27 protein-coding genes are annotated in these 26,976 nt (G+C 67.0%); 8 read left to right on the forward strand and 19 right to left on the reverse strand.

Annotated elements, in window-relative coordinates:
* Positions 1-7: 7 nt before the first annotated feature.
* Positions 8-1,408, reverse strand: a complete 1,401-nt coding sequence (locus HDC94_RS12190; protein ID WP_179497944.1) for an NAD(P)/FAD-dependent oxidoreductase — start codon at positions 1,406-1,408, stop codon at positions 8-10.
* Between the two features lie 22 nt (positions 1,409-1,430).
* Between HDC94_RS12190 and HDC94_RS12195 the strand changes: the two genes are divergently transcribed.
* Entirely contained in the window at positions 1,431-1,949 is a 519-nt protein-coding gene (locus HDC94_RS12195) for a gamma carbonic anhydrase family protein (RefSeq protein ID WP_179497946.1), read from the forward strand.
* Here HDC94_RS12195 and HDC94_RS12200 read toward each other — a convergent pair.
* The 5 genes from HDC94_RS12200 to HDC94_RS12220 are packed head-to-tail and all read right to left on the reverse strand — an operon-like array spanning position 1,946 to position 5,255.
* Positions 1,946-2,251: a hypothetical protein gene (locus HDC94_RS12200; protein ID WP_179497948.1), complete on the reverse strand. Its 306-nt coding sequence runs from the start codon at positions 2,249-2,251 to the stop codon at positions 1,946-1,948. The genes HDC94_RS12195 and HDC94_RS12200 overlap by 4 nt on opposite strands.
* A 32-nt stretch (positions 2,252-2,283) precedes the next feature.
* Positions 2,284-2,589: a hypothetical protein gene (locus HDC94_RS12205; protein ID WP_179497950.1), complete on the reverse strand. Its 306-nt coding sequence runs from the start codon at positions 2,587-2,589 to the stop codon at positions 2,284-2,286.
* Between the two features lie 60 nt (positions 2,590-2,649).
* Entirely contained in the window at positions 2,650-3,531 is an 882-nt protein-coding gene (locus HDC94_RS12210) for a hypothetical protein (RefSeq protein ID WP_179497952.1), read from the reverse strand.
* A 3-nt stretch (positions 3,532-3,534) separates the two neighbouring features.
* Complete coding sequence (ftsY, locus tag HDC94_RS12215; protein WP_179497954.1) at positions 3,535-4,401, reverse strand: signal recognition particle-docking protein FtsY; 867 nt, start codon at positions 4,399-4,401, stop codon at positions 3,535-3,537.
* 50 nt (positions 4,402-4,451) lie between these two features.
* Positions 4,452-5,255 carry a DeoR/GlpR family DNA-binding transcription regulator gene (locus HDC94_RS12220; RefSeq protein WP_179497956.1) on the reverse strand — a complete coding sequence of 268 codons (804 nt, stop codon included), beginning with the start codon at positions 5,253-5,255 and terminating at the stop codon, positions 4,452-4,454.
* A gap of 240 nt (positions 5,256-5,495) precedes the next feature.
* Here HDC94_RS12220 and HDC94_RS12225 point away from each other — a divergent pair, with 240 nt between their 5' ends.
* The 6 genes from HDC94_RS12225 (at position 5,496) to HDC94_RS12250 (ending at position 11,732) form a co-directional block, all read left to right on the forward strand.
* Positions 5,496-6,782, forward strand: coding sequence for a sugar ABC transporter substrate-binding protein (locus tag HDC94_RS12225; protein ID WP_179497958.1), 1,287 nt, complete (start codon positions 5,496-5,498; stop codon positions 6,780-6,782).
* A gap of 70 nt (positions 6,783-6,852) precedes the next feature.
* The gene (locus HDC94_RS12230) at positions 6,853-7,761 is read left to right on the forward strand and encodes a sugar ABC transporter permease (protein WP_308495720.1); all 909 of its coding nucleotides are present in this window, start codon (positions 6,853-6,855) and stop codon (positions 7,759-7,761) included.
* A 3-nt stretch (positions 7,762-7,764) separates the two neighbouring features.
* On the forward strand, positions 7,765-8,613 hold the full coding sequence (locus tag HDC94_RS12235; protein WP_179497960.1) for a carbohydrate ABC transporter permease: 849 nt from the start codon (positions 7,765-7,767) through the stop codon (positions 8,611-8,613).
* Positions 8,614-8,666: 53 nt separating this feature from the next.
* Positions 8,667-9,530, forward strand: a complete 864-nt coding sequence (locus tag HDC94_RS12240) for a ketose-bisphosphate aldolase (protein ID WP_179497962.1) — start codon at positions 8,667-8,669, stop codon at positions 9,528-9,530.
* 43 nt (positions 9,531-9,573) lie between these two features.
* Positions 9,574-10,761: an ADP-dependent glucokinase/phosphofructokinase gene (locus tag HDC94_RS12245; protein WP_179497964.1), complete on the forward strand. Its 1,188-nt coding sequence runs from the start codon at positions 9,574-9,576 to the stop codon at positions 10,759-10,761.
* Positions 10,758-11,732 carry a class I mannose-6-phosphate isomerase gene (locus HDC94_RS12250; RefSeq protein ID WP_179497966.1) on the forward strand — a complete coding sequence of 325 codons (975 nt, stop codon included), beginning with the start codon at positions 10,758-10,760 and terminating at the stop codon, positions 11,730-11,732. The genes HDC94_RS12245 and HDC94_RS12250 overlap by 4 nt, the downstream gene beginning before the upstream one ends.
* Before the next feature lie 2 nt (positions 11,733-11,734).
* Here the strand turns inward: HDC94_RS12250 and smc are convergent, their stop codons facing one another.
* The 3 genes from smc to HDC94_RS12265 all read right to left on the reverse strand — a co-directional run bounded on the left by smc (position 11,735) and on the right by HDC94_RS12265 (position 17,198).
* The gene (smc, locus tag HDC94_RS12255) at positions 11,735-15,364 is read right to left on the reverse strand and encodes a chromosome segregation protein SMC (protein ID WP_179497968.1); all 3,630 of its coding nucleotides are present in this window, start codon (positions 15,362-15,364) and stop codon (positions 11,735-11,737) included.
* Positions 15,365-15,408: 44 nt separating this feature from the next.
* Complete coding sequence (locus tag HDC94_RS14675) at positions 15,409-15,711, reverse strand: hypothetical protein (protein WP_257021659.1); 303 nt, start codon at positions 15,709-15,711, stop codon at positions 15,409-15,411.
* Positions 15,712-15,977: 266 nt separating this feature from the next.
* Positions 15,978-17,198, reverse strand: a complete 1,221-nt coding sequence (locus HDC94_RS12265) for a cation:proton antiporter (RefSeq protein ID WP_257021660.1) — start codon at positions 17,196-17,198, stop codon at positions 15,978-15,980.
* Positions 17,199-17,266: 68 nt separating this feature from the next.
* On the opposite strand from HDC94_RS12265, the gene HDC94_RS12270 reads away from it, so the two are divergent.
* Positions 17,267-18,337 carry a GNAT family N-acetyltransferase gene (locus tag HDC94_RS12270; protein ID WP_179497972.1) on the forward strand — a complete coding sequence of 357 codons (1,071 nt, stop codon included), beginning with the start codon at positions 17,267-17,269 and terminating at the stop codon, positions 18,335-18,337.
* On the opposite strand, the gene mutM is transcribed toward HDC94_RS12270, so the two are convergent.
* The 10 genes from mutM to HDC94_RS12320 all read right to left on the reverse strand — a co-directional run bounded on the left by mutM (position 18,334) and on the right by HDC94_RS12320 (position 26,939).
* Entirely contained in the window at positions 18,334-19,200 is an 867-nt protein-coding gene (gene mutM / locus HDC94_RS12275) for a bifunctional DNA-formamidopyrimidine glycosylase/DNA-(apurinic or apyrimidinic site) lyase (protein WP_179497975.1), read from the reverse strand. The genes HDC94_RS12270 and mutM overlap by 4 nt on opposite strands.
* 1 nt (position 19,201) lies before the next feature.
* Positions 19,202-19,948 carry a ribonuclease III gene (rnc, locus tag HDC94_RS12280; RefSeq protein WP_179497977.1) on the reverse strand — a complete coding sequence of 249 codons (747 nt, stop codon included), beginning with the start codon at positions 19,946-19,948 and terminating at the stop codon, positions 19,202-19,204.
* A gap of 4 nt (positions 19,949-19,952) precedes the next feature.
* Positions 19,953-20,156: a 50S ribosomal protein L32 gene (gene rpmF, locus HDC94_RS12285; protein WP_179497979.1), complete on the reverse strand. Its 204-nt coding sequence runs from the start codon at positions 20,154-20,156 to the stop codon at positions 19,953-19,955.
* Positions 20,157-20,158: 2 nt separating this feature from the next.
* A complete protein-coding gene (locus tag HDC94_RS12290; protein ID WP_308495721.1) occupies positions 20,159-20,668 on the reverse strand; it encodes a YceD family protein in 510 nt (169 codons plus the stop codon).
* A 143-nt stretch (positions 20,669-20,811) separates the two neighbouring features.
* Entirely contained in the window at positions 20,812-22,137 is a 1,326-nt protein-coding gene (locus tag HDC94_RS12295; protein ID WP_179497981.1) for an aspartate aminotransferase family protein, read from the reverse strand.
* A gap of 82 nt (positions 22,138-22,219) precedes the next feature.
* A complete protein-coding gene (locus tag HDC94_RS12300) occupies positions 22,220-23,383 on the reverse strand; it encodes an ABC transporter substrate-binding protein (RefSeq protein WP_179497983.1) in 1,164 nt (387 codons plus the stop codon).
* 46 nt (positions 23,384-23,429) lie between these two features.
* Complete coding sequence (locus HDC94_RS12305) at positions 23,430-24,197, reverse strand: ABC transporter permease (RefSeq protein ID WP_179497985.1); 768 nt, start codon at positions 24,195-24,197, stop codon at positions 23,430-23,432.
* The gene (locus tag HDC94_RS12310; protein WP_179497987.1) at positions 24,194-25,015 is read right to left on the reverse strand and encodes an ABC transporter ATP-binding protein; all 822 of its coding nucleotides are present in this window, start codon (positions 25,013-25,015) and stop codon (positions 24,194-24,196) included. Before HDC94_RS12310 ends, HDC94_RS12305 begins: the two co-directional genes overlap by 4 nt.
* Positions 25,012-25,917, reverse strand: a complete 906-nt coding sequence (locus tag HDC94_RS12315) for an ABC transporter permease (protein ID WP_179497989.1) — start codon at positions 25,915-25,917, stop codon at positions 25,012-25,014. Before HDC94_RS12315 ends, HDC94_RS12310 begins: the two co-directional genes overlap by 4 nt.
* Positions 25,914-26,939 (reverse strand): TIGR03842 family LLM class F420-dependent oxidoreductase, encoded by a 1,026-nt coding sequence (locus tag HDC94_RS12320; protein ID WP_179497991.1) that lies wholly within the window; start codon positions 26,937-26,939, stop codon positions 25,914-25,916. The genes HDC94_RS12315 and HDC94_RS12320 overlap by 4 nt, the downstream gene beginning before the upstream one ends.
* Positions 26,940-26,976 lie beyond the last annotated feature (37 nt).

Consider the following 26,976-nt stretch of genomic DNA (forward strand, 5'->3'; position numbering starts at 1 on the left):
TACCGAGCTATCGCTCGGAGGGTTCTGCGAGCAGCGCCCGGGCAGCCATCCCGATGACCGCGCTGTACGTCGGATAGGCGAACTTGACGCCAGCGAGGGTCGCAACGTCGATGCCTGCGGCCATCGCCGTGGTCACCGACTGGACGACCTCGACCGCGTTCTCGCCCACCGCATGCGCGCCGAGGATGAGCTCGCGCCTGCGATCGGTGATGAGCTTGAGGAACCCACGCTCCCGGTCGTCGATGACCGCACGGTCGACACCGGTGAACGGCACCGAGGCAACGAGGCAGAGCGGGTCGCGCTCGCGCGCCTGCTCCTCCGTGAGGCCGACGCCCGCATAGTCGGGGTCGGTGAACCCACCGGCGGGGAGGAGGTGGTGCGGGGTTCGACGGTTGGCGTCGAGCACCGCGTTCTCCGCGGCCGCCTCCCCCTCGAAGTGCGCGGCCTGCACGAGCATGTCGCGGCCGTTCGCGTCGCCCACGGCGAAGATGTGCGGCACGACACTGCGAAAGTACTGGTCGACGGGGATGGCGGAACGCACGACCTCGACGCCCGCATTCTCGAGGCCGAGGTCCTCGACGTCGGCCGGCCAGCCCGTCGCCATGACCACAGCGTCGAGGGTGGCCACCACGGGTGTGCCACCCTCCGCCCACGTGATGTCGATGGCTCCGGCATCCGTTCGCTCGAGGGATGTCACGGTGTCGATGCCCGTGCGCACGTCGACTCCCTGCTCGACGAACGCCTGCGCCACCGAGGCGGAGATGTCGGGATCGGACGGCATCAGGATGCGCGGGGCGAGGTCGAGCAGCGTCACGTGTGACCCGAACGCGTTGAAGACGGTCGTGAGCTGCGCTCCCGTGTTGCCTGCGCCGATGATGGCGACACGCTTCGGGATCTCCGGGAGGTCGAGCACGTGCTCGGGAACGATCGCGAGGTCGGCACCGGGGATGGGCAGGCGGCGCGAGTGACCTCCGACGCACACGATGATGCTGTCGCCGGTGACGGTGCGGCCGGAGTCGAGCGTGAGGGTCGTGGCATCCGTGAACCGCGCCCGGCCCTCGAGGATCAAGTCGACGCTCGCTGCGGCGAAGCGCTCGGCCTCGGCCTTGATCGAGCGGACGCGCTCGACGGTCTCGCGCACCCGGGTGACAGTTGCGGCCCAGTCGAGCACCGGACCGGACTCGAGGATGCCGTAGGCCTGCGCTGTCTGCACCTCACGCACCAGCCGGGCGGTCTTGGCGAGCACGCGCGTCGGGACGCAGCCCGTGTTGACACACGTGCCGCCGGTGCGATCGGCCTCGAGGACCGCGACGGATGCCCCGAGCTCGGCCGCACGGAGTGCCGCCGCCGTTCCTGCCGGCCCAGCGCCGATGACGATGACATCCCAGTGGTCGGTCTTATGCGGCATGACTCAAAACTACTCTGGAGGTATGGCGACCATCGTTCCGTTCAACGGCAGCACCCCTTCACTCCCCGAGAGCGCCTGGGCGGCGCCGACCGCGACGCTCATCGGGGCGGTCACGCTCGGCGAGCGCGCGAGCGTCTTCTACGGCGCGGTCCTCCGGGCCGACTCGGACACCATCTCTCTAGGAGAGGGCAGCAACCTCCAGGACAACGTGACCGTGCACTGCGACGCCGGCAAGCCCACGCGCGTCGGCTCGGGCGTGAGCGTCGGCCACGGCGCCATCCTGCACGGATGCACTGTGGAGGACGACTGCCTCATCGGTATGGGCGCGACCGTGCTCAACGGGGCCGTCATCGGGGCGGGGTCCCTCGTGGCGGCGGGCGCCGTCGTGCTCGAGGGAACCGTGGTGCCTCCCGGGTCGCTCGTCGCAGGCGTGCCGGGCAAGGTGCGACGGGAGCTCTCCGAGGAGGAGCGGGCGGGCATCCGGTCGAACGCGAAGCACTACCTCGAGCTCGCCGCGGCCCACCGCGAGGCGAACAGCTAGGAACCCGGGTATGGTTGATTCGCCGCGATGGCGAACACGACGGCGCCCACGATCGGCAGGAACGCCACGATGATCGTGATGATGGCGAGCACACGTGAGTCCCCGCGCACCAGGTTGATCACCGCGATGACGAGGGAGGCCAGCACGAGCACGGCGGAGGCGATGAAGATCACCTGGTAACCGAGCGCGCCGGTGCCTGAGCCGTCGAGGGCGGCGGCGATTCCGTTGAGAAACGACCATGCCATGAGGCCAAGACCGACGATCACGGCGATGAGCGGGATGACTCCGCGACGAGCATTCATGCGCTCACCCTAGGGCTCGGGATGCGTCGGCGTCAGCCCCACGTCGGGGCGAGGAAGATCGCGATCCCCACCAGCGGAACCGAGGCGACCAGCACGGCCGCGGTGGACACGACCTCGTGGCGGTGGCGAATCAGATTGGAGACGGCCACCACGACCACTCCCCTGGCGATTGTGACGGCGATCACTCCGACCGTCGACCACAGGGCATCGCCGCCCGTGCCATCCGATGTCGCCTGGAGAAGGCCGATCGCTGCAGACGCGAGCAGCACGACGGCCACAACCGACCAGGCGAACAGGCGGTACCCGCTCGTGAGGGTGGAATCGCTGCGAGTGCGCATGCTGGGAGGCTAGCGCGGCGAGGTAGCGCGGAGGTGAGCGTCCGCGGAACTACTCCCTCATCAGGGCTTGTTCAACTCCAGTTGGAACATGTAGGTCTCAACCGCCGTGCGAAAACGCTTCTCGCTGATGGCGCCGTCGGTCACGAGCCGGATGCGCACGACCGCGTTGGCAGCCTGAAGGTCGAACACGTACGCCCTCCAGCGGGTGCCGGGATCGGCTGTGTGCACCCACCCCACAGCGGCAATCGTCTCGGGTACGTCAAGGGCGGGTGCAGGCGTGATCGCTGCCGTGAAACGGTCGTCTCGCGGACCGATCTCCACCCGCGAGCATCCGTCGATGGTCTCCTGAAGTTCAGCGAGATACGCGCTCGCCGCCTCGGTGCTGTCGAAGAGACGCACTGATTGGTCCGCGAACGCTGCCCGGTCCCCCGTGTGGGTTCCGAGGTAGTAGACCTCGTCATCGTCGGAGCTCAGGGCAGCGTCCATCACAGAGCCGTACGCCGCCGAAGCCTGGAAGAAGAAGCAGTTGTCGGGCGAACCTTCCGACGAGGTCCAGTCCTCATTCTCCCTGTCGTAGACGGAGCCCACGGTGATCGGAGTGAAGTTCGGTGGCACTTCCGCCAGCTCCGCAACGCCGAGCTTGCGGAAGTCCGCATCTCCCATCGTCAAAAGTCTGACCGACTGGGAGTCGTAGCACTCATCCGGGCAGACGATCGGACTCTCGGCCTCGGAGGCGCTCGCGGTGCCCTGGACGAGGGGCTGCCCTCCGTCGTCCTGGGCCGTGGCCGCCTCATTCGCGCCCCGGCTCGGGGAAAGGGCATCCACGACAGAAACAACGCCGAAGAACAGAGCCAGGAGCATGCTCACACCCACGATGGCACCAAGTGCGAGCACGGGAATCACCCAGAGGGCGAACGCACGCGACGGTTGGGGGTTCGCCATCCGCTAGCCGATCAGGCCCTGCACGAAGACGTGGGGCGTGAAGCCGGTCAGGTCGCCAATGCCCTCGCCCTGGCCGACGAGCTTGATCGGGATGCCCGTCTTCTCCTGTACCGCGAGCACGAAGCCGCCCTTCGCGGAGCCGTCGAGCTTCGTGATCACGAGACCGGTCACCCCGGCGTGCTCGATGAACGCCTGGGCCTGAGAGAGTCCGTTCTGGCCGGTCGTGGCATCCAGCACCAGCAGTACCTCGGCGATCTCGGTCTGCTTCTCGATCACGCGGCGGATCTTGCCGAGCTCGTCCATGAGCCCGCTCTTCGTCTGAAGGCGCCCAGCCGTATCGATGATGGCGATGTCGATGCCCTCGCGCTGGGCGCGTTCAACTGTCTGGAAGGCGACGGATGCCGGGTCCTGCCCCTGTTGCTGGGGTCGAACGATCTCGGCCCCACCCCGCTCTGCCCATGTTGCGAGCTGCTCAACGGCCGCAGCACGGAACGTGTCTGCCGCGCCCACCACGACGGTTCGCCCGTAGCCCACGAGGAACTTGGCGAATTTGCCGATGGTCGTCGTCTTGCCGACGCCATTCACGCCAACCACGAGCACTACCGCGGGGCGGGCCGTGAGCTTGAGCGTGGGGTCGAGCCGCGCCAGGCGCTCCTCGAGGTTCTCGCGCAGCATCCTTCTGAGGTCCGTGGGGTCTGTCGTGCGGTACTTCGCGACGCTCGCGCGGAGCTCCTCGACGACCGACTCTGTGATGTCGGGGCCGAAGTCGGCGGAGAGGAGAGCGTTCTCGAGGTCCTCCCACGTCGTCTCGTCGATCGTCGCGCGCGAGAACATGCCCTTGAGGGCCCCGCCCAGTGACCAGGTTGCCATGCTCCAAGGGTATGACCTGCGGGGCATACAGCGCGCCAGGCGCAGGGAGGTCAGGGGGTGAGAACCGTGACGCCCGCTTGGTCGAGGGCTGCCTGGAGCGCGGCGCCTGGCGCTCGGTCCGTGATGAGGTAGTCCGCCGTGTCCAGGGTGCCGACCTGCGCGAAGAGCTGCCGCCCGAACTTGGTCGAATCGGCGAGGATCGCCGTGCGGGTGCCCTTTTGGATCATCTCGCTCATCATGGCCGCATCGCCGAGATTGCTCGTGGAGTAGCCGGATTCGGAGACAGCACCGACGGCGATGAGCACGAGATCGCACCGGATGTCGACCTCCGCACCACCGGGGGTCATCGTGAAGGCGACCGGCCCGGTCGTGGCCTGCGTGATCGTGCGCACCGCTCCCCCGAAGACGTACAGGTCCCGGAAGACCTTGGGCGAGATCTCGCCGGGTATACGGAGATTGTTGGTGGCGATCGTGAGCTCGCGATGGTTGCGCAGCGCGCGGGCAACGGCGAGAGTGGTCGTGCCGGCGTTGAGCATGATGACGCTGCCGTCCTCGACCAGACCCACCGCGACCTTCGCGATCCTGTCCTTCTCCGCGGCCTGCATGCGAAGGCGCACGTCGAGTCCGCGATCGGTGCGGGGACCGCCGTCGATGCTCACCGCTCCACCGTGCGTGCGAACCAGCACGCCCTCCCGATCAAGCTGGTCGAGGTCGCGGCGCACGGTGTCTATGGAGACGTCGAAACGCTCTGCGAGTTCCGCGACCGTCACCTGTCCGGCCTCGGCGACGTACGTCGCGAGGTCCGACTTCCTTCCCGCAGGCAGGCGCCGTGCGTGCTCCTTGGTGTCGCTCATGTCTTCAATATCTAGCACAGCGCATCCCGTTATGCGCAGTATTCGTCTCGAAATCACGCAAATACCGCACAATGACGCACCCCTCCCTTGCCCGGAATTCCCACAGATCCGGGCAGGAAGTGAGCAAACGTGCCCGATTGTCGAGTTGACTCGCGCGAAGAACGGAGCATATGATCCCCATAAGATGCAAACATGCGCATAAGGGCGCGTGAAACAGCAAACTCTCAAAGAGGAGAAACGATGGCCATATTGGCTCGAGGGCGTCGCACCGCTCTCACGGTCGCGGGCGCGGTCACCGCATCCGCGATGCTTCTGGTTACAGCCGGCTGCGCACCTGCCGACTCAAGCTCAGACGGCGTCACTATCGAGTTCGCCCAGTGGTGGGAACCCGAGCTCCCCGACGGAGCATTCCGCGCCCTCATCGACCAGTTCGAAGAGGAGAACCCCGGGATCACCGTTGAACTCATCAGCGGCCCGTACGCGTCGACCAAGGAGCAGCTGTTCGCCGGCGCAGCATCCGGCACCATGCCCGATGTCGTCGGCCTCGACGGCGCCTGGGTCAGCGACTTCGCCAAGCAGGGCGCCATCGCCGACCTCACCGCCCTCATGGACGAGAACGGCATGGACGACAGCAACCTGGCGAGCCAGATCAAGATCGACGGTTCGACCTACATGATCCCCGTCGTCAACTTCGTGTACCCGCTCTTCGTCAACACCGACCTGCTCGGCGAAGCCGGGGTTTCCGAGGCTCCGAGCACCCGCACCGAGTTCACCTCTGCGGCCAAGGCGATCACGGGCCTGGGCACGGGAGCGAGCGGCTGGGTTCTGCCCCTCTCGCTCGAAGCTCCCAACGGCATCCAGAACGACGTCATGTCGTGGAACTGGGCCTCCGGCGGCACCATGCTCACCGAGTCGGGCCAGCCCGACCTGACCAACGCGGATGTCATGAGCACTGTCGAGTACGTCCAGTCCCTCTGGGACGCCGGCGTGATCGCGCCGGGTTCGTTCACCATGAAGGAGCAGGACAAGGTCGAGGAGTTCACCAACGGCCGCGTCGGCATGATGATCGACTCGCTCTCGCACATCAAGCTCATCCAGGAGAGCAACCCCGACCTGAACTTCGACATCTCGGCGATCCCCGCCGAGGACGACTACACGGGAGCCCGCGGCATCCCCTACGCATCGTGGGGTATCGGTGTCGCCGACGGCAGCGAGCACAAAGCCGAGGCCCTGAAGCTCGTCGAGTTCCTGATGAGCACGGATGTCAACTCCGAGCTCTCCACGATCGCCAACGCCTTCCCCGGCAACACGCAGTCGGCTCCGGAGTTCGGCGAGAACAGCGAACTCTTCCAGAAGGCCTTCGAGATCTACCAGAGCGGATACCCGGCGAACGAGTTCACCGGACTGCCCGTCGCGGAGGACCTCATGCGCCAGTTCGACACCGAGTTCCAGCGGCTCCTCTCCGGTGAGGTCGACGTCGACACGATGTTGAGCACCGTGCAGGAATCCTGGATGGCCGAGTTCTAGAAGTTCCACCTGTGGCCGTGCCACGGCGAATGCCGTGGCACGGCCCTCCCCCTCAGAATTGGAGGTGCCGGTGAGCGCCACGCTCCCCCGCACGTCACGACGGATCGCCGTCGGTCGTCGAATCGAACCGTACGCCTACCTGGCACCCACGGTGACGCTCATGGTCGTGCTGATGCTCGTTCCCATCGGAATGGTCATCGGGTACTCGTTCCTGGACAACGTCATCCTCAACAAGAACCCCGAAGTCGTCGGGTTCGACAACTACATCGCGGTCATCACGGACCCCGTGTTCACCACCGCGATCAGCAACACCTTCGTGTTCGTGGCGGGCAGCGTGCTCGCCCACCTGCTCATCGGCCTCGCGTTCGCCCTCATGCTGAACTCGACGCTCCTCGGGCCGCGCATCATCGGATTCTTCCGAGGGCTGTTCATCCTGCCATGGCTCTTCACCGCCGCCATCGTCGCGGTGCTCTGGCGCATGCTGCTCGCGCCGAACGGAGTCGTCAACTTCCTGCTGGCCGGTGTCGGACTCACGTCGGGTTCGACGGAGTGGCTCGCCGATCCAGCACTCGCTCTCGCTTCCGTGACCTTCATCAACATCTGGTCCGGGTACCCCTTCTTCATGATCAGCCTGCTCGCCGGCCTCCAGGGGATCCCCGCCGACCTCCACGAGGCCGCCAAGGTGGACGGGGCCGGGCCGCTTCAGCGGTTCTGGAACGTCACGGTTCCCCAGCTCAAGCCGATCATCATCTCGATGGCGCTGCTGGACTTCATCTGGACGTCGCAGCAGTTCGCTCTCATCTGGATGACAACGGGCGGCGGGCCGATCGTGGCCACCGAAGTTCTGAGCACTTACACGTACAAGCTCGCCTTCGCGAAGTACGAATTCGCCCTGGCATCCACCAGTGCGGTTCTCGTGCTGCTGCTCTCGATGATCCTGGCGATCCTCTACGTGCGTCACCAGAGAGCGAGGGACTGACCGATGGCCACGACGACCACCCGCCAGAGGCACACGCTCAAGCGCGTGGCCCTGCTGCTGGGCCTGCTCACCGGGGCTGCCTTCGCCTTCTCGCCCATCCTCTGGATGCTGTCGAGCTCGTTCAAGTCGAACACCGAGATCTTCGAGTTCCCGCCGAGGCTGCTCACCGAGGGATTCTCCTTCGACGCCTACGTCTCGATCCTGACCGACCCCGAGAAGGTTCGCTTCTTCATCAACAGCTACGTGGTCTCGGGGGCGGTGACGATCCTGACGCTGTTCGTGGCCATTCTGGCCTCGTACGCCTTCAGCCGTTTCGACTTCTGGGGCAAGAAGCCGCTCAACGTCGTCATCGTGAGCGTGCAGGCGGTGCCGCCCATCACGCTCCTGGTGCCGTACTTCGGTCTCGTGGTCGCGCTCGGGCTGTTCAACACCTACCCGGGGCTGATCTTCACGTACATGGTGTTCACGCTCCCCTACGCGATCATCATGATGACCGGGTACTTCAACACCCTCCCGCGCGAGCTCGACGAGGCCGCCCGAATGGATGGCGCCGGCTCCTGGACCGCTCTGTGGCGGGTCCTCGTTCCGATCTCGGTGCCGGGAATCGTCTCGGTCGGCGTCTACACCTTCATGATCGCGTGGAACGAGTACCTCTTCGCGCTCACCCTCACCAAGACCACGGACATGCGCACGGTGCCGATCGGCATCCAGCTGCTCATGGGGCAGCACTCGTATGAGTGGAACGAAATGATGGCGATGAGCATCCTCGGGTCGATCCCGGTCCTCGCCCTCTTCCTCTTCTTCCAGCGCTACTTCGTCGGCGGCCTCGTCGCCGGCGCCGTCAAGAGTTGACGATGGCCACCCGGCTCTCGTGGACACCACCCACCGAATAGGAGAAACCAACTGTGCTCTACACCGGCAAGTCCATCCTGGATGTCGCGAACGCGAACAACTTCGCGATTCCCGCGTTCAACATCAGCGACTGGACGATGTTCAACGGCGTCATGGACATCAGCGAGGAGTTGGCCGCTCCGGTCATCATCGCCATCCACCCCGATGAGGTCAGCCACGTCACGACGGACCTGATCCTCGCCATGCGCTCGCGTGCTCACCGCTCGAGCGTGCCCGTCGCCATCCACTGGGACCACGGGGGAAGCTACGAGCAGATGATCGTTGCGATCCAGGCGGGATTCACCTCGGTCATGATCGACAAGTCCCTCGAGCCGTTCGAGGTGAACGTCGCGGAGACGCGTCGCGCCGTCGAGGCCGCGCACGCGGTGGGTGTGCAGGTCGAGGGTGAGCTCGGCACGATCGGTGCCAACGACAGCTACGGCGAGGCGGGTGCCGCCGAGATCATCTACACCGACCCCGCCGACGCCATCCGCTTCGTTGAGGAGACCGGAGTCGACAGCCTCGCCGTCGCGATCGGTACCTCGCACGGCCTGTACCCGGCCGAGAAGCAGCCCGAGCTCAAGCTCGACCTGCTCAAGGAGCTGAAGGCTGCCCTCGGCATCCCGCTCGTGCTCCACGGCGGCTCCTCCAACCCCGATGACGAGATCGCCAAGGCCGTGCGTCTCGGTGTGAACAAGATCAACATCTCGAGCGACATCAAGGTGGCGTACCACAACCGCATGCGTGAGGTGCTCGGAACGGACGAGCGCCTGCGCGAGCCGAACCAGATCCAGCCGCCGTCGGTGGAGGCCCTCAAGGCGACCGCAGCGCAGAAGATCGAGCTGTTCGGCGCCGCGGGCAAGGCGGACCTCTACTAACCGCAACGCACTGATCGGGGATAGGGCTGGGATGATCGGCGCCATGGAGAAGGAACTCGTTCTCGGACTCGGCGGAACCGTCGACTACGAGGTCCGTTGGGATTCCGACGTTCTCGAACGACTCGTTCGCGAGTACGGGATCACGCGGAGCGAGTTGCACACCATGGCGCCGATCGTTGACGAACGATCGCTCGTTGTGGTGATCCTGGCGTTCCTCGCGGGTGGCTCGGGCGGCGAGCGCTTTGTCGAGTCATCCGCCATCGTCGAGCAATTCGCCGCGCACTTCGACACGAGGATCACGCTGGGCGGAACGGGCGTGCGGGCGGGAATCGCGCTCGACAGCCTGGGAATCGGGAGTACCCAGCACCTCGTGAGCATCGACGACAACGTGAGACGGCTGCTGCCGGCATCCGTCGACTACATCTCGAGCGCCACCCGGGACACCCTCGACCCCCACCTGATCGTGCAGTACCCGGCTGGTGCGACCCTCCTCGTGGAGGGGCAACCGCTGGTGGCACCCCACTCCAACCGGCTGATCTTCGCCAACGACCCGCCAAACCGGGAGATGCTGCTCTCGACTGAGCTCGCCGAGACCCTCTCGCGGGCTCGCGCGTTCCTCGTCTCGGGCTTCAACACGATGCAGGATGTCGCGCTGCTCCGGGCCCGACTCGACGCGCTGCTCTCCGCGCTCGAGAGCCTCCCGGCCGACTCCCTCGTCTACTACGAGGACGCGGGATTCTACGTGCCAGGGTTCCGGGCGATCGTGCGGGAGCGACTCCTCCCCCGGATCGATGTCTACGGCATGAACGAGGACGAACTGCAGGAGTACGTCGGGCGCGAGGTGGATCTACTCGACCCCGACGACGTGGTGGCCGCCCTGCGCGAGCTGCACGAGCTGATCCCGGCACCGGCGCTCCTGGTGCACACGAAGTACTGGGCGATCTGCGTCGGTCCTCGTGCGGGCGAACTCGGCGCGGCCGTCGAGAGCGCTGTGCGGATGGCTGCCACCAGGTACCGCATCGGCGATGGACATACGGCTGCGGACTTCGCTGAGACGGCGGGGATACCGCGGCACGCGGGAGGAGCAGCCGTCGTGGACGCTGCGGAACGGCGCATCCCGGGCTCCGTCGGCATTGCCGCGCACGTTCTCGACGTGGCGACGCCCACCACGATCGGTCTCGGCGACACCTTCGTCGGCGGTTTCTTCGCAGCCCTCTCCAGCGGCGCATGACGATCCGGGTCACCTCCAATCGACCACCCGCCCGGTTCTACCGCGGTGGTGCGCGCCTCGCGGCGCTCCGTGGGGAGTCGGCGATGCCGGAGTACGAGCCGGAGGACTGGGTGGGCTCGACGACGACCGTCTTCGGTGAGCCGAGCCTGGGACTCACCACGCTCGCGGACGGACGACTGCTGCGCGACGCTATTGTCGCGGACCCCGTCGCCTGGCTCGGGGCACGGCATGTCGCCCGCTGGGGCACCGACCTCCGGCTGCTCGTGAAGCTGCTCGATGCCGGCCAGCGGCTTCCCGTCCATGCCCATCCGAGCGACGACTTCGCCGAGCGGCACCTCGGTCACGCGCACGGCAAGGCGGAGGCCTGGTACATCCTCGAGGGCGGGAGCGTGCACATCGGGCTGCGCGAGGACGTCGGCATGAGTGACCTGGCCTCGCTCGTGCAGAACCAGGACTCGTCGGCCCTTCTCAACCTCCTGAATGAGGTGGTCGTGTCCCCCGGCGATGTCGTCTGGGTACCGCCAGGCGAGCTGCACGCGATCGGGGCCGAGGTGCTCCTGCTGGAGCTGCAGCAGCCCGAGGACCTCTCGATCCTGCTCGAATGGCAGGGTTTCGCGATCGACGGGGCTGTCGCCGGGCACCTCGGCCTGGGCTTCGCCACGGCACTCACCGCGGTGAACGGGTCGCGGCGGATGCTCGGCGGACCCCAGTCCCTCGTGAGTCGAACCACGTCCCCCGGGTCAGTGCTCCCCACTGCCGCGGATGAGTTCTTCCGGCTGGAGCGCTTCACCGTGCGGGACCGGCTGACGATCGACGAGGGCTTCGCGGTCCTCTTCGTCGTGGATGGTGCACTCACGATCGGCGGCGAGAGCGCCAGCGCGGGGAGCACGCTCCTGGCTCCGGCATCCGACGGCCGGATCACAATCGAGGGCGCTGGCACTCTGCTCGTGGCGCGGCCGCCAGCGCCGTAGGGTCAGCCGGCCGCTTCTGTAGCGGCGCGGTCGCCCACACGCTGGCCGACGACGGCGCTGATGCCGTCGGCACGCATGCTCACGCCGTAGAGCGCGTCAGCGATCTCCATGGTGCGTTTCTGGTGGGTGATGACGATGAGCTGGGAGTTTTGGCGGAGGTCCTCGAAGATCGCGAGGAGGCGGCCGAGGTTCGCGTCATCCAGCGCCGCCTCGACCTCGTCCATGATGTAGAACGGGCTGGGGCGAGCCTTGAAGATCGCGATCAGGAGCGCCACGGCGGCGAGCGATCGTTCCCCACCGCTGAGCAGCGACAGGCGTTCGATCTTTTTGCCCGCCGGCTTGACGCTCACCTCGATGCCGGTGGTGAGCAGGTTGTCTGGGTCGGTCAGCGCGATGCTGCCGGTTCCGCCCGGGAACAGCACGGGGAACACCTGGTTGAAGGCCGCCTTCGTGTCCTCGAAAGCGCTCGCGAAGATGTCCTGCATCTTCTCGTCGAGCTCCTCGATGATAGTCAGCAGGTCCTTGCGGGTGTTCGTGAGGTCCGTGAGTTGCTCGGTGAGGAATTTGTGCCGCTGCTCGAGAGCGGCGAACTCCTCGAGGGCGAGCGGGTTCACGCGCCCCAGCTGGGCGAGCTTGCGCTCCGCACGAGCCAGTCGCGCCTCCTGCTCGGCGCGCACAAAAGGCGTTCCGGATGGTTCGTCTTCACTCTTCTCCGGAGCTTCTGCCGCAGCATCCGGCGTGTCGCCCTCAGAGAGCGGTTCCTCGGCGGGACCCTCCGGAGAAACGGATGCCCCGGCCAGGGCCGCCACGGTGAGCTCGCCATCCTCGGGCACGGGAACCTGCGGGCCGTACTCGGCGACGAGCACGTCCTCGACGAGACCGAGCTCCTCCCCCGCGCGCTCCAGCAGGGTGGAGAGGTGCAGCTTCTTCTCGTAGATCTGCATCTCGAGGCCGTGCACGTTCTCACTCACTCCAGCGAGGCGCTCACGCAGTGTGCTCTCCTCGCGGCGAAGGTCGGCGAGTTCCTGGTTCTGTGCGGCGCGCTCGGCCTCGGCGGCGGCGAGCTCGACGCGGGCCTGCGAGACCGCGCGGTCTGCGACATCCAGAACGGCGGGAAGTTTCGCGATGACATCGTTCGCCGCAGCCACCTGATGCTGACGGATGACGGCGAGTCTGGCCTGCTCCTGGGCCGCCTCCCGTTCGGCCACGAGCTGCGCCGCCAGCTGGTCGGCACGGGCCCGCTGGGCGCGCACCCGCTCGCGGATCGTCTCGAGGGCCATGCGCTGCTCGAGCTCGGCTGCGCGGGCGGCCTCCACCTCGGCGAGTACCGCGTCGCGGGCGGAGACATCGAGCATGGGGCGGGGCTTTGCCTCGTACTCGTCGTGGCTTGCCTTAGCCCGTTCGACCTCGGCCTCAGCCGTGCGCACGGCCTCGTTCGAGACCTCCACGGCCTGCGAGAGGCGCTCCCACTCGGCCTGGGCAGCCTCGAGCTGGATGCGGTAGCGGCCGAGCTGCTCGGACTGCGCGGCGAGCTGCGCGTCGTACTCGCGGAGCGCCTGCAGTGCCGTTGCGGCCTCCGTCTTGGCGGTCTCGAGGGCTCCCCGGCGCTCGGCCAGGGCGAAACGGGTCCGCTCGATCTGGGTCGTCACCGTCGCGAGGCGCGCTGCCGCGGCATCCCGCTCGGCCACGAGCTCGAGGCGCGAACGCTTCGCGCCAGAGCCCCCGCGCAACACGTATCGGGTGAGCACGTCGCCCTGGAGCGTAACGAAGGTCGTATCGTCCGGAGCGTTCTTCCAGGCGGCGCGAGCGGCGGCGAGGTCGTCGGCCACGGCGACGTGAGCCAGCAGGCCGAGCACGCCGTCCGGAGCCGTCACAACACTGGAGGCTGGGCGGATGCCCTCGGCGGTGAAACCGGATGCCGCGCGCACGACGGCATCGGACACGACGACCTCGACCCGCCCGAAGTCCTTCTCCGCCGAGTGGCTGAGCGCGTCGAAGGCTGCCTCACGCGAGTCGGCGAGGACAGCATCGGCCAGCGACCCGAGTGCGGCGGCGATCGCGGCCTCATACCCGGGCTCGACACGGACGTGCTCGGCGACAAGGCCGCGGATGCCGGCAAGCTTCGCGCCCACGAGGGCGTTCGAGCCGTCCTTCTGCTCCACGGCGAGCGAGAGTGCCGAGGAGCGTGCGGCGAGCGCGTCACGTTCCCGCTCCGCCGCGTGCACCTCGTCGCGCAGGGTCTCGATCTCGGCCTGGATGCTCGAGACCGTCGCCTCGGCGGCCTCGTAGGCGGCGTCGAGGGATCCATCGCCCTCCTCGGTGGTCGCGGCTTCGGCCTCGAGCGCGACGAACTCCGTGCGGGTCGAGTCACGGCGCTGCTCCGCGGCCTCGAGGGCGTTCTGCTGGCGGAGGAGCTCACCCCGCGCCGACGCGAGACTCGTGCGCGCGACATCCACTCGTGCGGCGAGCCCGGCGAGTTCGAGGGAGTGCCGAGAGACGAGGGCGCTCTGGGCGGCGATCTCCTCGTCGAGAGAGTCGAGGGATGCCTTGGCCGTCGCCGTGGCGGCCGCTGCGGCGCCCACGGCCTCCTCGGCCTCCGAGACCGTCTCAGCCAGGCGGGTCGCCTCGTCGCGAGCATCCTGAACGGCCGATTCGCTTGTTGTCGAGCCCATCATGGGGCTCTCGACCTGCTGGCCAAGGAGCGCAAGCCGCTGGTTCGCCAGGGTGAAGAGGCCGCGGAGCCGCTCCTGCACGCTCTCCAGCCCGAACGCCGTGCGGCGAGCGCCGTCGACGGCGTCCCCGAGCTGGGCCTGCTCGAGCCTGCCCACGCGGAGTTTGGCCTGGTCGAGCTGCTCCTGGAGCACGATGCGCTCAGACTTGCGCTCGGACTCGCTGCGCGAGAACGCTGTGATCGCGGTGCGTAGCTCCACAACCTCGTCGGCGAGCAGACGGGCGCGGGCGTCGCGCACGATCGCGGCGATGGTCGCGGCTTCCTTCGCCACCTCGGCCTGGGCGCCGAGCGGCTTGAGCTGGCGGCGGATCTCCCCAGCCAGGTCGGAGAGGCGCGTGAGGTTGGCCTGCATGGCGTCGAGCTTGCGGAGGGTCTTCTCCTTGCGCCTGCGGTGCTTGAGGATGCCAGCGGCCTCCTCGATGAAGCCGCGGCGGTCCTCCGGGGTGGCGTGAAGGACGGCATCCAGCTGGCCCTGGCCCACGATCACGTGCATCTCGCGGCCGAGACCGCTGTCGGAGAGCAGCTCCTGCACGTCAAGGAGTCGGCACTGCTCGCCGTTGATCGCGTACTCGCTGCCGCCGTTGCGGAACAGGGTGCGGCTGATCGTCACCTCGGCGTACTCGATGGGCAGCGCGCCATCCGCGTTGTCGATCGTGAGAATGACCTCGGCGCGACCGAGGGGACCCTTGGTGGCGGTGCCGGCGAAGATGACGTCCTCCATCTTGCCGCCGCGCAGTGTTTTGGCTCCCTGCTCGCCCATGACCCAGGCGAGGGCATCCACGACATTCGACTTGCCGGAGCCATTCGGACCGACGACACACGTGACGCCCGTCTCGAAGGCGAACGTGGTCGGCTGCGCGAAGGACTTGAACCCCTTGAGGGTCAGGCTCTTCAGATACACAGGGCCTGCCCTTCTGTCATACCGCGCGACCTGGGTCCACGGTACTAGATGGGACTGGGCGACGAACCCCCATCGAGTTCTTCGAGCAGCTCGGCAAGACGCCTCTCGGGCGACCCCGAGAGTTCGACGACCCGTGCTGAGCCCGTCACGTCCGCGTCGTCGACGAGGTCCAGCAGGGCATCGGCCATGGCACCACGCAACGCGCGGTCCTCGTCCGGCGCGACGGGCGCGGTGTCTGGCGGAAGGACCACGAGCAGGTCGACGGTGTCCATGGTGCTGCGCGCGACCGGAAGACCGCTGCGCACGAGCGCCGACGTGTCTGCCCGGCCCAGGGCATCAAGCGCCATGAGATAGGCCAGGAAGTCGAGGGCCCGCGTTCGGCGATCAGTGACGTTGTCGCCGGCGCCTCGAGCAGACGCACACACGCGAGACGGAACTGGGCGGCGAATGAGGCGACACCTGCAGAGTCGGGGTCGTCTGTTGACTCGTAGGGATCGTCGAGCCTCGTGAAGCCAGGACGAGCGCTCGCGAAATCGCTGATGAGAGTGCTCTTGCCCGAGGAGTGGGTTCCCGAGACGACAATCCGCATGGCGCGAGCCTATAAGGCCGGGGATCACTCGTGCCGCGACTGCGACAGGGGGTCGTCGTCGATCTTCCCCACCTCTGCACCCTCGGCAGGGACGGATCTCGCGCGCCCGACCAGCGCCAGCATGGGGAAGAGCAGGACGGTGACCATCGCGCCACCGACGAGCGCTCCGGCGAGGCTCGCATCCAGGACGCCTGCGTCCGTGCCGATCTCGGTGACCGCGATGACGAGAGGGAGCGTCGTCGCGGTGAATAGGCCGACGGTAGTTCTGTCGCGGAACGAGACGCCCCGCTCCGGTGAGAGAAAACCGGGCACTCCGCGAATCACGAGAATGGCGACCGCGACGAGGGGAACCAGGGCCAGGGATGCGGGGTCTGCGAGGAGTGTTGCCAGGGGGAAGGCGACACCTGTCGTGACGAAGAACAGCGGCACGAAGAACCCGAACGCGATGGACTCCAACTTGGCTTCGATGATGTGCTGCTCAGCAGGCGAACTCCCGCGGAGGACGACGCGGGCCAGGAGTCCTGCCGTGAAGGCCCCCAGGAGGAAGTCGACATCGAGCACAACAGCGAGCACCACAAGAGCCGCCAGGATGAGGATGACGACGCGAACGGCGAACTGGCCGCTCGTGTGAAGCGTGCGAGTGACCATGCGCTGCAGCCAATGCCCGGATGATCGTGCCGACGTCGCGAACGCGAAACCCGCGACCGCGAGGAACACGACAAGGGAGATCACGCCCGCGAGGGGCTGCCTCCCGCTCAGGAAGATCGAGATCGCCACGAGGGGCAGGAACTCGCCCACCGCCCCCGCCGCTGCGACAGCGTTGCCCACCGGCCCCGAGGTCAGGCCCGCGTCGCGGAGGATCGGCGTGAGAGTCCCGAGAGCGGTGCCGCTGAGGGCGATAGCGATGATCACCCCTGTCGAGGCATCCCCGCCACCGAGGAAGAATCCCGCGACGAGCGCGAGGACCGCCGATCCACCCCAGCCGGCGAGGGCTCGCACTCCGCCCTTGCCGCGCACCGAGTCCAGGTTGATCTCATTGCCGGCCATGAAGAACAACAGGGCGAGGCCCAGCTGGGAGAACACGTCGAGGGTGTCGGAATCCTGAACCCACCCGAGGCCAGCCGGGCCGAGGAGCATCCCGAGCCCGATCTCGAAGACCACGAGCGGAACGAGGATGGCCCTACTGACCAGCGCCGCCAGGAGCGGGGCGATCACAGCGGCCAACGGAATAAGAAGAATTCCCATGTCCATGGGACCAGCTTGGCCTAGATTTGCAGATGGGTCTTGTGATTCCTCGTCCAAGGATGGAGCACGTGCCGACGTTTACGATCCAGGAGATCGATCGCCCTGCGAGTCTCGCCGTCGCCGGAGGGCCGGACTTCCGCGAGCTCTACCGGGTGAACAACATCGTGGAGTCCGACGTCTATGGCGGGGACGACCTGGCGCTGGTCGCCGAGGAGGAGCTACCTGCCTGGCACGATCCCTTCGCTCCGCGCCACGCGATCCTCGCGCGGGTCGAGGGACGGGTGGTCGGCAGCGGCATCTACGAGTATTCGACGGAAGGATCGGCCTCCGTCGCCTGGCTGACAGTCCAGGTTCTGCCGGACAAGCGCGACCAGGGCATCGGGTCTGCCCTACTCGAACGTCTCGAGGAGAGAGCGATCGCCGACAGCCGCACGACTGTGCAGGGCTTCAGCCTCGCACGCGATCTCGAGGGCGAGCGACTGAGCCCCCCGACCGGATTCGGTAGCGTCTCGATCGCCGACGAGTCCGTGCGATTCCTGCTGAATCGCGGCTGGTCACTCGAGCAGGTCGATCGCGGCAGCCGGCTCAGGCTCCCCCTCGACGCCACAGTCACGGCCGAGCTCCTGGCGGAGGCCAGGGAGAGGGCGACGGGCGAGTATCGCCTCCACCACTACATCGATCACACCCCAGAGCGATGGCTCCACGACATGGCCGTGCTTCACACACGCATGAGCACTGACGCACCGGCCGGGGGCCTCGACGCGACAGAGGACACCTGGACCGTGGAACGGCTCACCCACGACGAGGCGGCGTACAGCTCGAACCCACGAACGCAGGTCGTCACCGTCGCAGAGCATGTGCCCAGCGGTCGTCTCGTGGGGTTCACGAGCATCTCGGTTCCGCCTGACTCACGCCGGCCAGCTCGCCAGGATGACACCATCGTGCTTCCCGAGCACCGAGGACACCGTCTCGGAGTGCTGCTCAAGGTCGCGAACGCCCGGTACCTCGAGGAGGTCGCGCCCGGGCATCCGTCCATAGTGACGTTCAACGCCGAGGAGAACCGACCTATGCTCTCCGTCAATGAGGCCCTGGGCTTCGAGCGGTTCACCTCGATCGGCTCGTGGAAGAAGACGCTCTAGCGAATGCGCTGGCAATGGGCGCAGAAGTGCGAGCCGCGGTTCATGAACGACTCGCGCACGATGGGGCGGCCGCACCGCTCGCAGGGCCTGCCCTGCTGCCCATAGGCCCGCAGGGCGTGCGAGAAGTACCCGGACTGCCCGTTGACGTTGACGTACTGGGCGTCGAAGCTCGTACCGCCCTCGAGCAGTGCGCGGTTCAGCACCGTGCGAACCTCGGCCAGAAGCTGGCGGGCCTTCACGGCGCTGAGTGTCGCGGTGGGCTGGTCGTAGTGCACGCGAGCAGCCCAGAGCGACTCGTCGGCGTAGATGTTGCCGATGCCGCTCACGAGAGTCTGGTCGAGCAGGGCACGCTTGACCGTCGTTCGGCGGGCGCGCAACCTGCGGAGGAACTCCGCGTCGTCAAAGCGCGGGTCCAGCGGATCGCGGGCGATGTGCGCCACCTGCGAGGGGATGTACTCGCCGTCGCCGAGCGGAAGCAGCTCGTCAATCGCCATGGACCCGAAGATGCGCTGGTCGACGAAGTTGAGTCGCAGCGCACCCTCTGTGGGGTGCGCGATGTCGATACGGATGCGCGTGAGCGGGTCCTCGGCGCCGGCAGCACGCAGGAGCACCTGGCCGCTCATGCCGAGGTGCACGACGAGCGCGCTGGAGCCGGGCGGCTCGAGCGGGATCCACAGGAACTTTCCGCGCCGCATCGGGGCGAGCATCCGGGAGCTGACGAGCCTGTCGACGAAGTCCTCTGCCGGGCCGACATGGCGGCGCAGCGAGCGCTCGTCGAGCACCTCGACGGATGTCACGACAGCGCCGGTCACGGCCGGTGCAAGCCCGGCGCGCACGACGTCGACCTCAGGGAGTTCGGGCACCTCAGCGCGCCTGGAGAACGGACCACGCCTCGAGCGCGGCGGCCATCTCGGCCTGTTTCTTGCTGGACCCGTCGCCCGTGGCGATCTCCTTGCCACCCACGAGCACTGTCGCGTGGAAGCGCTTCGAGTGGTCCGGGCCTGAGTCCGACACCTGGTACACGGGGAGTCCGTGGCCGCGTCTGGCGGCGAGTTCCTGGAGGCTCGTCTTCGGGTCCATCGCGGCACCGAAGCGCTCGGGGTTGGCCAGGAGGGGCTGGATCAGGCGCAGCACCATTGCTGTCGCGACATCCCCTCCGCAGTCCAGGTATGCGGCACCGATGATCGCCTCGACGGTGTCGGCGAGGATCGACGACTTGTCGCGGCCGCCGGTCTGCTCCTCGCCCTTGCCCAGTCGCACGAACTCACCGAGTCCGATCGACCGCGCCACTTCGGCGAGCGCCACCGACGAGACGAGACTGGCGCGACGCTTGGCGAGGTCGCCCTCATCGAGATCGGGATGCTCGGTGTAGAGCATCACGGTCACCGCTTGCCCGAGGATCGAGTCGCCGAGGAACTCGAGGCGCTCGTTGTGCGAGTCCCCGGGGTGCTCGTACGCGTACGAGCGGTGCGTGAGGGCAAGCTGAAGCAGCTCTGCGTCGATATCGACGCCGAGCAGGGCAGACAACTTTGTGGCGGCGGGGGAACCGTCCGGGTGCGACGAGTCGCGGGCGTCGTTCGGGTCCGACGCATCGCCCGAGGGGCGAGCCATCTGACTAGATGTCTGCGACCTTGCGGCCCTTGTACTCCATGTACAGGGGGTTGCCGGCGGAGTCCTCGACGACCTTCGCGCGGTGCGGGAGGCTGTAGGTGACTTTGCCGTTCTCGACGGTCTTGACGAGCGTGGGCGCGTCAGCCTTCCACTGCGCACGGCGCATGCGGGTGCTGGCGCGCGACATCTTGCGCTTGGGAACTGCCATGGTTATCTCTTCTCTGTATCGTCTTGGGGCACTTCAGCATCGAGTCCCGCGAGCGCGGCCCATCGGGGATCGACGGGAGCCTCGTGCTGGTGACCGGGGTTGTCCAGCAGTCGCACCCCACACTGCGGGCACAGGCCGAGGCAATCGGCCTGACAGACTGGCTGGAATGGTAGTGCCAGCACTACCGCATCCCTGACTACCGGTTCCAGGTCCACGTGGTCTTCGTGCACCGTGTAGTCAAAAGCTTCGTCCTCAGAGTACGCGAAAAGCTCCTGAAATTCGACCTCGACGGGGAGCGAGACATCCGTGAGGCAGCGAACGCACTCGCCCTCGGCGTCGACATCCACCGTTCCGGAGACCAGGATTCCGTCGTGCAGCGACTCCAGGCGCACGTCGATGTGCACGTTCGAGCCCTGCTTGACGCCGATAACGGCGTTACCGAAACCCTCGGGCTCCGCGATGTCGAGAACCTTCTCGCGCATCTCGCCCGGACGGTGCACGAGATCGACCACCGAGACGGTGTAAGGCGTTTTCTTGAGGTGTGACACGAGAGACGATTCTACGGCCCCGCGTCCGAGCATCCGCGAGTTGCCCAGTTCGGCCAGTGTCAGCGCGGAAAACACTGGCCGAAGTCGGCAACTCACGATAAATCGGGCTAGAGCCGCGCCTCCACCTCCGTGAGGGCCTCATCGTAGATCGCCAGGGCACGGGCCACCTCGTCGGGCGTGACGATGCATGGTGGCACGACGTGGATGCGGTTGTCGGCCATGAACGGGAGCAGACCGCGTGTGACCAGCGCGGTCTTGAGCTCGGCCATGAGGCCAGCGGAGACGGGCTGGCGCGAGTCCGGGTCATCCACGAGATCGAGCGCCCAGAAGACGCCGAGACCGCGCACCTCGCCGATGAGCGGATGCTTCGCCGCAAGCTCGGCAAGGCCCGGGCCCAGGTGGTCGCGCCCGATCATGGCAGCGTTCTCGACGATGCCCTCGGACTTCATGGCGTCGAGCGCGCCAACGATGGATGCCGCGGCCAGCGGGTGACCCGAGTAGGTGAGCCCCCCGGGGAACACCTGGTCCTCGAAGGCGTTCGCGATGGATTCGGAGATCACGACGCCGCCGATCGGCACGTAGCCCGAGTTGACACCCTTCGCGAACGTGATGAGGTCGGGCGTGACGCCGAAGCCCTGCCACGCGAACCACTCCCCCGTGCGCCCGAAGCCGCACATGACCTCGTCGAAGATGAGGACGATGCCGTACTCGTCGCACAACGCCCGCACGCCCTCGAGGTAGCCGGGCGGCGGCACGAGCACGCCGGCGGTGCCGGGAACGGTCTCGAGCAGGATCGCGGCGATCGACGACGCACCCTCAGACTGGATCACGCGCTCGAGGTGGCGAAGGGCGCGCTCGGTTTCCTGCTCCGGCGAGTCCGACCAGAAATCGCTGCGGTACTCGAAGGGTCCGAAGAAGTGGGCGTGGCCCCGGGAGAACTCGTTGGGAACACGGCGCCAGTCGCCCGTGGCGACGATCGCCGCACCCGTGTTGCCGTGGTACGAGCGATAGGTGGAGAGCACCTTGTCTCGGCCCGTGGTGAGTCGCGCCATGCGGATCGCGTTCTCGTTGGCATCCGCACCGCCGTTGGTGAAGAAGACCTTGCCGAACTGGGGGCCTGCGAGGCCGAGGATGCGCTTGGCTGCCTCGCCGCGCGCGAGGTTGGCCGTGGCGGGCGCGATGGTCGTCAGCACATCAGCCTGGCGCTTGATCGCGTCGATGACGGCGGGGTGCTGGTGGCCGATATTGGTGTTGACGAGTTGGCTCGAGAAGTCGAGGTAGCGGGTTCCGTCGTACTCCCACACCTCGCATCCGAGCCCGCCGGCGATGACGAGCGGCTTGAGCGCCCCCTGGGCCGACCAGGAGTGGAAAACGTGGGCGCGGTCGAGGTCGTAGGCGAGCTCGCCGTCAGCAGGATTGAGCTGGTCGTTCATGGTGTTGCTTTCTGTTCGTGATGCCCGGGGGCCCGTGGGCGGGAGCGGCCGAAACCACCCCCGCCCACGGTACTGCTGGTGGTTACTGCCCGCCTTCGGTGAGGACAACATCGATCGGCGTGTACTCGCCGTCGACCACGATCCCCTCCTCCTTGAGCGCTGCGAGAGCCTCCTCGATGTACTCGTTCGAGAACGCGGATTCCGCGGGCTCCTCAGTGATCAGCTCGAGACCGTCCTGGTTGACCGCGGCGAGCGCACCGGCCACCGTCTTGTCCCAGGCGGCCTGGTCGATGACACCGAACTCGCTGCCGTCCCAGATGAGCTTGTTGACCTCGTTCATCTGCCACAGCTGGTGTGTCGGACCGACCGGGAATGCCGCCTCGGCGTTGATCGCTGCGTCGTACGTGATGGTGGCTGCCTCCTCCGGGTTGTCACGAGCGAACACCCAGCCCTTGATGACGGCCTTGAGGAAGCGAACGGCCGCATCGGCGTAGGCCGGGTCGTCGGCGAGGCGAGCGGTGTCAGCCCAGATCGCGTCCTGGAGCATGGCTCCCGCGGTGTCCTCGTAGGAGATCACGTTGAAGTCCTCCGGCGTGTAGAGCTCACCGGTGTCCGGGTTCACGACCTCGAGGATCTGCGCCCACTCGTTGTAGGTCATGGCCTGTGCGGCATCCACGTCCTTGTCGAGCAGGGCGTTCATGCTGAAGTCCTGCGTCGTGATGGACACGGTGGATGCATCGAGCCCCTCGTCCGCCATGGCGGCGAAGATCTCCCACTCGTTGCCGAAGCCCCAGGAGCCGATGCGCTTGCCCTCGAAGTCGGCGACCGAGTCGATGCCGCTGTCAGCCCACGAGACCTGGAGTGTTCCCGACTTCTTGTAGACCTGCGCGATGTTGGTGAGTTCGACGCCCTGTGCCTCGAGGGTGCCGAGCACCTTGGGAACCCAGGCGATGGCGAAGTCCACGTCGCCAGCCACGAGTGCGTCCTGCGGAACGATGTCACCACCGGAGGGGACGATCTCGACGGAGTCGAAACCCTCCTCCTCGAAGTACCCCTGGTCGGCAGCGACGTAGTAACCCGCGAACTGCGCCTGCGGAAGCCACTGAAGCTGGAGCTTGATGTCGGTGATCGGCTCGAAGTCCCCCGATGCCGTGTCCTCCGCCGCGGGGGCGCACGCGCTGAGCGCGAGAGCCGCGACCGCGGCAACAGACAGGGCCGCGAGACCGCGTCGAGTGCTGAGTCTCATGCTGTTTCCTTTCGTGGTGCGTAGGTGGTGCTGTGTGGGATGCCGGTCAGACCGGCGGTCGCCTCGTCACGAGCCGCTCGAGCAGCGACGTGACGAGGAAGAAGACGAGGCCGATGAGGATGCCCCCGAAGACGAACGACCAGGCGAGGGTGGCCCGCCCGGACTTGGCGTAGGTCGCGATCGCGGTGCCGACGCCGTCGGCTGGTCCGCCGAAGTACTCGGCGACGAGAGCTGCGATGACCGCGAGCGAACTGGCGATGCGAAGGCCCGTCATGAGGTACGGCAGCGCCGTGGGCAGGGTGAGGAACCGGAACGACTGGCCGGGGGTCGCTGCGGATACCCGCAACAGGTCGCGATGCACCGGCTTGGTTTGGCGCAGGCCCCTCAGGACGTTGATGAACACGGGCACGAAGGCGGCGATCGCCGCAACAGCCTGCCGTCCGAACTGGCTCGACGCTCCGAACATCGTGTTGAGGATGGGTGTGAGGGCCACGATCGGGATCACGGCGACTGCCGCGACGATGGGCGCCAGCATCCCATCGAAACTCCTGAAGGATGCCGCAATACCCGCGAGCACGATCGCGATGATGGCCCCGGCCACGAGCCCGACGAACGCGTTCGTGGCGGTGACGATCATGGCGTTCCAGATGATGTCCCAGCGCTTGATGAACTCCTCGACGATCGCGAAGGGGCTGGGGAGCATGCGGGGCGCAGCACCCAGCACGTCGACGTACACGACCCAGAGCGTGAGCCCGAGCAGCCCGACCACGATGGGGGCGACAACGCGCACCCAGCCGGGGTAGGTCACCGTCATCGCTCGTTGGCCCTCTCCACGCGGGTGCCGTGGAGCGCCTCTCGCACGGCGGTCACGTAGTCGAAGTACTCCGGCGACTCCCGCAGCGCCTCGTCTCGGGTCACACCGAGGTCGGACTCGATCACCTCGGTGATGCGTCCCGGCCGCGGGCTCATGACCACAACACGATCGGAGAGGAACACGGCCTCGGGAATCGAGTGGGTCACAAACACGACCGCAGCGCCCGTCTCGGCGCAGATCCTCGTGAGCTCCGACTGCAGGTACTCCCGCGTCATCTCGTCGAGCGCGCCGAACGGCTCGTCCATGAGGAGCAGTCTGGGCTTGGATGCCAGGGCTCGCGCGATGGCGACGCGCTGCTGCATCCCTCCCGAGAGCTGGTCTGGGTAGGAGTCGATGAACTCGGTGAGCCCCACGAGCTCCGCGAGTTCCCTAACCCGGTCGCTCCGTTCGGCCTTGGCGACCTTGTGCAGTTCGAGCGGGAGCGCGATGTTGCCGCCGACCGTGCGCCACGGCAACAGGCCCGCCTGCTGGAACGCGACACCATAGTCCTGGTCGAGCCTGGCCTGCTGTGCGGACTTGCCGAAGACGGTGAGCTCGCCCGACGATGCCTGGTCCAGGTCGGCGATGAGACGCAGGAGCGTCGACTTGCCGCACCCGGACGGCCCGATGAGGGAGACGAACTCGCCGGCGCGGACGTCGAGCTGCACGTCGACGAGGGCCGTGACATCCCCCGTCCGCTCGTGGAACACCTTGCCGATGTCCGTCGCACGAACTGCGAGGTCCCCCGCGTGTGCGCCTGCCGTGGTGCTGTACTTCACGCTGTGGCCTCTCCCCTGCGGTAGTTCTTGAGTCCGAGCCCAACAAGGGCGACGGAGCCCACGGCGACGAGTCCGAGGGCGATGGAGCCGAACACGGGTCCCCAGGGTGCTGCCGGGTCACTCGAGCCCTGGCCCGCGAGCTGGATGAGCATCCGCCCGATTCCCCCGCGCATGCCGATGGAGACCTCGGCGACGACCGCACCGACCACGGCACTGGCTGCGGCGAGCCGCAGCGCGGGCAGCAGGTGAGGCACCGCGGCCGGGAACCTGAGGCTCAGGAGCGTCTGCCGGTAGCTCGCGGCGTAGCTGCGCATGAGGTCGAGATGGATGCGGTCGGGCGTCTCGAGCCCGCGGAGCACGCCGACGGCCACCGGGAAGAACGAGAGGTATGACGCGATGATGGCCACGGAGAGCCACTGGGGCCAAGGCGTGCCACCCCGGTCGATCTGCAGACCGATGCTGTTGACAACCGGCGCGAAGGCAATGAGGGGAACCGTCTGGCTCACCACGATCCACGGGAGAAGACCCCACTCGACGAGGCGCCAGCGCTGCATGAGCACCCCGAGCAGGATGCCCACCACAACGCCGATCAGCCAGCCGACTGCTGCGATGCCGAGGGTGGTCAGCGCTGCGGTCGCGACCGACACGAAGAGTGGAGGCGTGCTGCCGCCGCTCGTCGACTCGCCCAGCCTGATGAACATCTCCCAGACGTGCGGCATCGCGCGGTCATTCGTGCGGGGCAGGATCATGACGCCCGACCCCGTCTCGCCGTCGACGGCACCGAGCACGACCCCCTCGGAGGGCCCGAGGAACTTGTAGAGCTCCCAGATCGCGACGAGCGCAAGCACCCCGGCGACACCCAGGAGGGCTGCGCGCAGGATGCCTCGGGCCCTCAAGCTCATGCGCCAGATTTCTTGGCGATGACGTGCTCGCGGAGCGCCGGCATGATCGTCTCGCCGTAGACGCGGAGGGTCTCCTCCTTGTTGTCGTGCTGCAGGTAGCCCGAGAACTGGTCCACGCCGAGCTCCTTGAGGGCCTTGAGCTTCTCTATGTGGTCGGCGGCGGTGCCGAGCACGCAGAAACGATCGACGATCTCGTCCGGCACAAAGTCGGTGTGCGAGTTGCCCGCCTGGCCGTGCTCGTTGTAGTCGTAGCCCTCGCGCGCCTTGATGTAGTCGGTGAGTGCCTTGGGCACCGTGCCATCCGTGCCGTACTTGGCGACGATGTCGGCCACGTGGTTTCCCACCATTCCGCCGAACCAGCGCGTCTGGTTGCGCATGTGCTCCCAGTCATCACCGACGTACATCGGCGCGGCGACACAGAACTTGATGGCCATGGGGTCGCGGCCGGCCTTCTCCGCGGCATCCCGAACCGTCTTGATCATCCACTCGGCGATGTCGAGGTCGGCGAGCTGCAGGATGAAGCCATCCCCGACCTCGCCCGTGAGCTTGAGGGCGAGCGGGCCGTAGGCGGCGACCCAGACGTCGACCTTGGATCCCTTGGACCACGGGAACTGCAGCTGCGCGCCGTTGTACTCGACGGAGCGCGAGTTGGCGAGCTCACGGATCACGTGGATCGATTCGCGCAGCTCGGCGAGCGTCGTCGGCTTGCCGTTCGTCACGCGCACGGCCGAGTCGCCACGACCGATGCCGATGATCGTGCGGTTGCCATACATCTCGTTGAGGGTTGCGAACACGGATGCCGTGACCGTCCAGTCACGGGTCGCGGGGTTCGTCACCATGGGGCCGACGATCACCCTGTGGGTCTCGGCGAGGATCGCGGAGTAGATGACGTAGGGCTCCTCCCACAGGAGGTGGGAGTCGAACGTCCACACGTACTCGAAGCCGTACTGCTCAGCGAGCTTGGCGAGGTACACCGTGCGCGATGCTGGCGGGTGGGTCTGGAGGACTGCTCCGAATTCCATGTGTGACACTTTCGTTTCGTTTGACTCGGTCCCTGAG

Origin of the sequence: Leifsonia sp. AK011 (assembly GCF_013410945.1) — a bacterium.
Lineage (GTDB): Bacteria > Actinomycetota > Actinomycetes > Actinomycetales > Microbacteriaceae > Rhodoglobus.

Bases quoted from the DNA above. Each gene is read 5' to 3' on its own strand.
- HDC94_RS12245 (WP_179497964.1), top strand. From the start codon at position 9,574: ATGGAGAAGGAACTCGTTCTCGGACTCGGCGGAACCGTCGACTACGAG.
- ftsY (WP_179497954.1), bottom strand. From the start codon at position 4,401: ATGGCAACCTGGTCACTGGGCGGGGCCCTCAAGGGCATGTTCTCGCGC.
- HDC94_RS12225 (WP_179497958.1), top strand. From the start codon at position 5,496: ATGGCCATATTGGCTCGAGGGCGTCGCACCGCTCTCACGGTCGCGGGC.
- HDC94_RS12320 (WP_179497991.1), bottom strand. From the start codon at position 26,939: ATGGAATTCGGAGCAGTCCTCCAGACCCACCCGCCAGCATCGCGCACG.
- rnc (WP_179497977.1), bottom strand. From the start codon at position 19,948: ATGGCTCGCCCCTCGGGCGATGCGTCGGACCCGAACGACGCCCGCGAC.
- HDC94_RS12205 (WP_179497950.1), bottom strand. From the start codon at position 2,589: ATGCGCACTCGCAGCGATTCCACCCTCACGAGCGGGTACCGCCTGTTC.
- HDC94_RS12315 (WP_179497989.1), bottom strand. From the start codon at position 25,917: ATGAGCTTGAGGGCCCGAGGCATCCTGCGCGCAGCCCTCCTGGGTGTC.
- HDC94_RS12195 (WP_179497946.1), top strand. From the start codon at position 1,431: ATGGCGACCATCGTTCCGTTCAACGGCAGCACCCCTTCACTCCCCGAG.
- HDC94_RS12190 (WP_179497944.1), bottom strand. From the start codon at position 1,408: ATGCCGCATAAGACCGACCACTGGGATGTCATCGTCATCGGCGCTGGG.
- HDC94_RS12235 (WP_179497960.1), top strand. From the start codon at position 7,765: ATGGCCACGACGACCACCCGCCAGAGGCACACGCTCAAGCGCGTGGCC.
- HDC94_RS12265 (WP_257021660.1), bottom strand. From the start codon at position 17,198: ATGGGAATTCTTCTTATTCCGTTGGCCGCTGTGATCGCCCCGCTCCTG.
- HDC94_RS12305 (WP_179497985.1), bottom strand. From the start codon at position 24,197: ATGACGGTGACCTACCCCGGCTGGGTGCGCGTTGTCGCCCCCATCGTG.
- HDC94_RS14675 (WP_257021659.1), bottom strand. From the start codon at position 15,711: ATGGCGCTTGATGCCCTGGGCCGGGCAGACACGTCGGCGCTCGTGCGC.
- HDC94_RS12210 (WP_179497952.1), bottom strand. From the start codon at position 3,531: ATGGCGAACCCCCAACCGTCGCGTGCGTTCGCCCTCTGGGTGATTCCC.
- HDC94_RS12300 (WP_179497983.1), bottom strand. From the start codon at position 23,383: ATGAGACTCAGCACTCGACGCGGTCTCGCGGCCCTGTCTGTTGCCGCG.
- rpmF (WP_179497979.1), bottom strand. From the start codon at position 20,156: ATGGCAGTTCCCAAGCGCAAGATGTCGCGCGCCAGCACCCGCATGCGC.
- HDC94_RS12250 (WP_179497966.1), top strand. From the start codon at position 10,758: ATGACGATCCGGGTCACCTCCAATCGACCACCCGCCCGGTTCTACCGC.
- HDC94_RS12200 (WP_179497948.1), bottom strand. From the start codon at position 2,251: ATGAATGCTCGTCGCGGAGTCATCCCGCTCATCGCCGTGATCGTCGGT.
- HDC94_RS12220 (WP_179497956.1), bottom strand. From the start codon at position 5,255: ATGAGCGACACCAAGGAGCACGCACGGCGCCTGCCTGCGGGAAGGAAG.
- HDC94_RS12295 (WP_179497981.1), bottom strand. From the start codon at position 22,137: ATGAACGACCAGCTCAATCCTGCTGACGGCGAGCTCGCCTACGACCTC.